This window comes from Rhodococcus sp. EPR-147, assembly GCF_001647185.1.
Lineage (GTDB): Bacteria > Actinomycetota > Actinomycetes > Mycobacteriales > Mycobacteriaceae > Rhodococcoides.
The window spans coordinates 1-6,783 of record NZ_LVCU01000220.1 but is presented as its reverse complement, the minus strand read 5'-3'; the positions used below and the strand labels follow the sequence as shown (position 1 = coordinate 6,783).

6 protein-coding genes are annotated in these 6,783 nt (G+C 65.0%); 4 read left to right on the top strand and 2 right to left on the bottom strand.

The features are described from left to right. Positions 1–24 precede the first annotated feature (24 nt). Positions 25–375 carry a VOC family protein gene (locus tag A2J02_RS10710; RefSeq protein WP_068049922.1) on the top strand — a complete coding sequence of 117 codons (351 nt, stop codon included), beginning with the start codon at positions 25–27 and terminating at the stop codon, positions 373–375. Between the two features lie 124 nt (positions 376–499). Here the strand turns inward: A2J02_RS10710 and A2J02_RS10705 are convergent, their stop codons facing one another. Then, the gene (locus A2J02_RS10705) at positions 500–1,396 is read right to left on the bottom strand and encodes a hypothetical protein (RefSeq protein WP_068049926.1); all 897 of its coding nucleotides are present in this window, start codon (positions 1,394–1,396) and stop codon (positions 500–502) included. A gap of 58 nt (positions 1,397–1,454) precedes the next feature. Here A2J02_RS10705 and A2J02_RS10700 point away from each other — a divergent pair, with 58 nt between their 5' ends. Continuing rightward, positions 1,455–2,762 carry a M18 family aminopeptidase gene (locus A2J02_RS10700; RefSeq protein ID WP_068049920.1) on the top strand — a complete coding sequence of 436 codons (1,308 nt, stop codon included), beginning with the start codon at positions 1,455–1,457 and terminating at the stop codon, positions 2,760–2,762. A gap of 401 nt (positions 2,763–3,163) precedes the next feature. Here the strand turns inward: A2J02_RS10700 and A2J02_RS10695 are convergent, their stop codons facing one another. After that, entirely contained in the window at positions 3,164–3,928 is a 765-nt protein-coding gene (locus A2J02_RS10695) for a nucleoside phosphorylase (protein ID WP_231893852.1), read from the bottom strand. Between the two features lie 113 nt (positions 3,929–4,041). Here A2J02_RS10695 and purL point away from each other — a divergent pair, with 113 nt between their 5' ends. Further along, positions 4,042–6,333 (top strand): phosphoribosylformylglycinamidine synthase subunit PurL, encoded by a 2,292-nt coding sequence (gene purL, locus A2J02_RS10690; RefSeq protein WP_068049919.1) that lies wholly within the window; start codon positions 4,042–4,044, stop codon positions 6,331–6,333. A 5-nt stretch (positions 6,334–6,338) separates the two neighbouring features. Then, on the top strand, positions 6,339–6,783 hold a 445-nt coding region (locus A2J02_RS10685), incomplete at its 3' end, for an alpha/beta-hydrolase N-terminal domain-containing protein (RefSeq protein WP_442971468.1).

The window sequence follows — 6,783 nt, the reverse complement described above, 5'->3', positions numbered from 1 at the left end:
GGTGGTCGCAGTTACTGTGCCCCCATGACACTGAACTTGGCGATGATCACGTTCGACACGACCGATCCGGGACCGCTCGCCCGCTGGTGGGCAGCGCAGGCGGACGGAACGATCGTGGAAGAGAACGACGGCTGGTTCTACGTCGTCGAACTCGCGTCGGCACCGTATCGAATGGCCTTCCAGAAGATCGACGACCCGACGCCAGGCAAGAATCGCGTCCACCTCGACATGACCACCGATGACCTCGACGCTGAGGTCACGCGTCTTGTCGAGGCGGGTGCAAGCGAAAGTGCGCAGCACACCATGGGCGACTTTCGCTGGGTGACACTGACCGATCCCGACGGCAACGCGTTCTGCGTATCCGGTTCGCACTGAGTGGTGGATGCCCGCCCAAGCTTGGATGACGCTCGTGGTCGGCTGGGACGTCTTTGCGATGCCGCTGCGGGACGGCCCACCACCCCGCCGCCCGATCAGCGGGTCTACCGGCACGTGACCGCGGTCAGGCCGCGGCCGCCGGCAGCTCAGCCAAGGTAGCGGCGAAAACTCCCGTGGGCCCGCCCGATACGTCGCAGTACTCGCCGTCCCGCCAGAAGAACACCGAGCGTGACAGTGGGCTAGGCGTGTCACGAGTGAACATATCTGCCAGCTCGGCGAGCTCGGCTGCTGCCGCGAGCGCCACGTCGGCGTTGCGAGGCCGGTGAAAAATGAACTCGTAGGCATTGGGAACGACGAACAATACGCCGTACAGACATTCGCCGAGGTGCGCGGAGATCAGCGTGGTCATATCGGCGACCTTCGACGCGAGGTAGATCGAATCACCGCTGAGGACTTCGATGTCGACGCTGTTTCTGCTGAGAACTCGGCCGTCCTCGAATTTCAGCGCTGCGGTGTTCCTTCGGCCGGCGGCCCAGGCGGCGTCCAGGTCTCGGCCGACAAGATGCCGATCTGCCAGTGTCACAGCGCGATTCGGAGAAGACAGGTTCAGCACCCGTCGCGGTGCGCCCGGCACGTCGAGTAGCGGGACGGAGTACTCGTACTCGCACTCACCCATGGCCGCCAGGGCGGACGGAGCGATGACGCGCTCGCGCAGCCTCGAGTAGAACTCGTCGTCCGACAATCCGGTGAAGAACGTGGGATCCGCCTCGCGCATCATCTCGATCATGAGGTCGACATAGCCGGCAATGATGCCGTCCCACGCCGATCGACTCACCCCGGAGCACCGGGCGAACACGTTGTTCAGTGACATGCGAACGCCCGAGCCCACCGCCAACGTCGTCGCATCCTCGCGGTGAACCACCACCCCACGCTTGCGAAATGCTTCGATCGTCTTCATCCGCACGATGGCGAATGTGGTCGCATGAACTGCGCCGTAATCAGGCAGAGAATGAAATTTCATGAAGTCGTCCCCCCGGTCGGTGTGTGCTCTCGAGGTGTTCGACGCGGCGGCTGCCACAATGGTTCCCATGTCGACTCACGCCTCCGCAACCGGTCTCTGCAACTTCGTCGACGTCTCTCCGTCACCGTTTCACGTGTGCCGGACAGTCTCCGTCCAACTCGACGACGCAGGATTCGTACGGCTCGACGAGACCGATACCTGGCCTACGGAAGCAGGCCGCTACTACCTGATCCGCGGCGGATCACTGGTTGCCTGGAGCACCGAGAGCAGTAGTTCGGGTCGTTCCGCAGGCTCCACTCCTGATGGCCCGTTCCGTATCGTCGGCGGACACACCGACAGCCCCAACCTCCGCGTGAAGCAACATCCCGATCTGCAATCCGCGGGCTGGCAGATGGTGGGCCTCGAACCGTACGGCGGTGCGTGGCTCAACTCCTGGCTCGATCGCGATCTGGGCATTTCCGGCCGGCTGAGTGTGCGCGACGGAAACGCGGTGCGCGAGGTTCTGGTGAAGGTCGACGAGCCCATTCTGCGAGTCCCGCAGCTCGCGATCCACCTCTCCGAGGATCGCAAGGGCGTCACCCTCGATCCGCAGCGACACGTCAATGCCATTTGGGGCGTGGGTAATTCGCCACAATCGTTCATCGCATACGTCGCCGAGCGAGAAGGCGTCGACCCGCATTCGGTACTGGGTTGGGAGTTGATGACGCACGATCTGGCGCCCAGTGCCGTCGTGGGTGTCGAGTCCGAACTGGTCAGTGCGCCGCGTCTGGACAATCAGGGCACTTGCTACGCGGGGACCCAGGCTTTGCTTGCCGCAGTGGACAATCCGACCGCCGTCACGCCGGTGCTTGCCCTGTTCGACCACGAGGAAGTCGGCAGTATGTCCGACCGCGGCGCGTTCTCGGATCTGCTGAACACCGTGCTCGAGCGCATCGTGCTCGGACGCGGCGGTGGACGTGAGGAATTCCTCCGCACGATGGCCGGATCCATCTGTGCCTCGGGCGATATGGCGCACGCGACGCATCCCAACTACCCGGACCGGCACGAGCCCGCGCATCGCATCGAACTCGGTGGGGGACCGGTGCTCAAGGTCAACCAGAACCTGCGTTATGCAACGGATTCCGCGGGTGCCGGTGCCTTCGCGCTCGCCTGCGATCAGGCCGGAGTTCCTCTGCAGCGCTACGTACATCGAGCCGATCTGCCCTGCGGCTCGACCATCGGACCCATCACTGCGTCGCGCACCGGCCTGTCCACGGTGGACGTCGGCGCAGCGCAGCTGGCCATGCACTCGTCGCGAGAGTTGATGGGAGCCAGTGACGTGAAGTCCTACGCCGACGCGTTGGCGGCATTCCTGGCCCCGGCCTGAGCCCGATCGGGGGGTCGCAAATGCGCGCGCATTCGTCAGGTGCTCGCGGATTGGTGACCTGAGCTGGGGCGATTTCGCGCGCGTATGGCAAACGCGCGCGCATTTGCGGGGGTCCGGGGCGGAGGGTGTGGGCGGAGTCTGAATACCGCGGCGCAACACCGTTTCCCGTTCCCCGTTTCTCGTTCGGCGGTCGCAAATGCGCGCGCATTCGTCAGGTGCTCGCGGATTCGTGACCTGTGCTGGGGCGATTTCGCGTGCGTGTGGCAAACGCGCGCGCATTTGCGGGGGTCGGGTGTGGGGGGGGGTAAGCGGCGGAGGCGAGTCAGAGACCCGGTGAACCCGAACCGGCAACCCAGTGAATACGAATCAGCAACCCAGTGAACCGGCAACCCGCGTCTCGGCTAGATCGGGCTCAGTTGCAGGCATGCATCGGCTGCGAGCCAGAACAACTGTTCGCGCACTGTCGTGGCCTTGGTCCAGCCGCGTTGGTCCCAGTCGGCGGCGAGGGAATCACCCGCGTACAGCAGTTGCGCGAATCGCACGCCGCGGAATCGTGCGACGGCGCAGAAGGCCGAGGCTTCCATGTCGACGGTTCGGCAGCCTTCTTCGACGCGGCGGGAAACGCGCGCACGGGTCTCGCGGTAGAGCGCATCGGTGGTCCAGGAGCGGCCGGTAACGAAGTCGACTCCGGCGTCGGTCAGCACAGATTGCAGTACGGCCACTCCGTCCGGGTCGGCGTCGACGATCCGGCCCGGCGGTAGGTAGTGGAACGAGGTGCCCTCGTCACGCAGGGCGCTGTCGACCACCATCACGTGTCCCATGCCCAGGTCGTCGGACAGTGCGCCCGCGCCGCCGACGGCCACGAACTGGGTGCAGCCCATCGCGATGGCCTCTTCGAGGAACAACGCGGCCAGTGGAGCTCCGACGCCGGGGTGGAAGACAGCAAGTTTCTCCCCGTTCCGTTCGATCTCGTAGACGGGGTGTTCGCCGTGCTCGGAGCGCATGACCGAGACGACTCGGGCGTCGCCTTTCGCACAGATGCTCTCGATCACCTCGGAGAAGAAACAGACGACGGCCTTGGGTGGTACGTCGACTCCCTTGGCCACCATCGACGGGTCGATGACGCCCGTTTCGTCCAGATCGTTCTCGGTCAGCGCGATGTCCATCAGGTGATGTTCGCACGACCGAAGCGCAGCCTTGCACGACCGATGCCGTACATGTCGCACGGTCCCGATAGACTCTCCCTGGCATTTCGCTCCATCGAAGGGACCTATTCCTCGTGTCCGCTAGCTCTGTACCCACAGACACTGTCTCCAACGCCGTCGCCACCCCCGACGTAGCGCAGCCGTACAAGGAACTCGGACTCAAGGACGACGAATACGTCCGCATCAAGGAAATCCTCGGCCGTCGGCCCACCGACGCCGAGTTGGCGATGTATTCCGTCATGTGGAGCGAGCACTGCTCGTACAAGTCCTCGAAGGTGCACCTGAAGTACTTCGGTGAGACCACCACCGACGAGATGCGCAAGCCCATGCTCGCCGGTATCGGTGAGAACGCGGGCGTCGTCGACGTCGGCGACGGCTGGGCCGTCACGTTCAAGGTCGAGAGCCACAATCACCCGTCGTACGTCGAGCCCTATCAGGGTGCGGCGACGGGCGTCGGCGGCATCGTCCGCGACATCATGGCCATGGGCGCTCGCCCGATCGCCGTCATGGACCAGCTGCGATTCGGTGCTGCCGATGCACCCGATACGCGCCGCGTCCTGAGCGGCATCGTCGCAGGCGTCGGTGGCTACGGAAACTCCCTCGGCCTCCCCAACATCGGCGGCGAGACGGTGTTCGACGCCTCCTACGCCGGTAACCCGCTGCTGAACGCTCTGTGTGCCGGTGTCATGCGCGTCGAGGACATGCATCTCGCGTTCGCGTCGGGCCTGGGCAACAAGATCATTCTGTTCGGCGCACGCACCGGTCTCGACGGCATCGGCGGCGTGTCCGTGCTGGCGTCGGAGACCTTCGACGGCGACGAAACCGGAGGCGGTAGGAAGAAGCTTCCGGCAGTGCAGGTCGGCGACCCGTTCACCGAGAAGGTGCTCATCGAAGCCTGCCTCGAGCTGTACTCCAACAAGCTCGTCGTCGGTATCCAGGACCTCGGTGGTGCCGGGTTGTCCTGTGCCACTTCGGAACTCGCGTCAGCGGGCAGCGGCGGTATGCACATCGAGCTGGAGAAGGTGCCGATGCGCGCCACCGGCATGACGCCCGCCGAGGTGCTGTCGAGCGAATCCCAGGAGCGCATGTGCGCGGTGGTGACTCCCGACAACGTCGACGCGTTCATGGCCGTCTGCAAGAAGTGGGACGTTCTGGCCACGGTCATCGGTGAGGTCACCGACGGTGAACATCTGCAGATCACCTGGCACGGCGAGACGGTCGTCGACGTTCCGCCGAAGACCGTCGCGCACGAGGGACCGGTGTACAACCGTCCTGTGCAGCGACCCGCTACCCAGGACGATCTGGTCGCGAACACGACTGCGTCGCTGCAGCGTCCGGAAACCGGGGACGAGCTGAAGGCGACGTTGCTGAAGATGATCGGCTCGCCGCAGTTGTGCAGCCGACGATTCATCACCGAGCAGTACGACCGCTATGTGCGCGGCAACACCGTCCTCGCCGAGCACGCCGACGCAGGCGTCATCCGCATCGACGAGAAGACCGGTCGCGGAATCGCTTTGGCCACCGACGCGTCGGGTCGTTACACCGCACTCGATCCGTATCGGGGTGCGCAGCTGGCGTTGGCCGAGGCGTTCCGTAACGTCGCCGTCACCGGTGCGACCCCGAAGGCCGTCACCAACTGCCTGAACTTCGGCTCACCCGAGGACCCGGGCGTCATGTGGCAGTTCCAGCAGGCCGTGCGCGGATTGGCGGACGGCTGCGTCACCCTCGGCATTCCCGTGACCGGCGGCAACGTCAGCTTCTACAACCAGACCGGTGCCGAGCCGATCCTGCCGACACCCGTCGTCGGTGTACTCGGCGTCATCGACGACGTGCATCGCCGCATCCCCACCGGCCTCGGACTCGAGCCCGGCGAGACGCTGATCCTGCTCGGCGAGACCTATGACGAGTTCGACGGGTCCATCTGGGCTCAGGTCGAGCACGATCACCTCGGCGGCGTGCCACCCAAGGTCGATCTCGCCCGCGAGCAACTGCTGGCAGACATTCTGCTCTCGTCCTCGCGCGACGGATTGGTCTCTGCGGCACACGATCTGTCCGAGGGCGGCCTCGCTCAGGCCGTCGTCGAAGCCGCTCTGGCCGGTGAAACCGGTTGCCGCATCATCCTTCCCGAGGGTGCCGATCCGTTCGTGACACTGTTCTCCGAGTCCTCGGGCCGCGTACTGGTCGCGGTACCGCGCACGGAAGAAACTCGCTTCACCGGCATGTGCACCGCCCGCGGTCTGCCGTGGGCACGCATCGGCGTCGTCGACGAGGGTTCGGATTCGATCGAGGTGCAAGGGCAGTTCTCCGTCCCGATGACGGAGCTGCGCGAGACGTTCGAGAGCACTCTTCCCAGACTCTTCGGCTGACCGAGGTGGGGGGACGCACATCGGAGCAGCGCCACGACGAGGTCGACGCGACACTCGAGCAGGACCAGCATCATCGGTACCACCTGCCCTCGGTCGAGTTCGTCGTCCCCTCACCCGCCAAGCATCCGTTCGTCATGTGGGCCTGGGGCCTGCTGCGCCTGGACTTCACCGGAATTGCGTTCAGCGCGTTGTTTTTCTGCTGGTCGTTGACTCCGTCTCTGCTCCCTCGTGGATGGCTGTTCCAGGGCATCATCGGCGGTATCAACGCGGCCATCGGCTACGCATTCGGCGTCGCGGTGGGGTGGGCCGTCACTCGGTGGTGGCTCTCGTCCCGATCGTGGTGGCCGTTGCCGCGCAAGGTCGAGCTGGCCGTCAAGGCTGCCGTTCCTGTCCTCGCGATCGCGGCGTCGATGATCATGCTGGCGATCTCGGCGGAATGGCAGCGTGAGC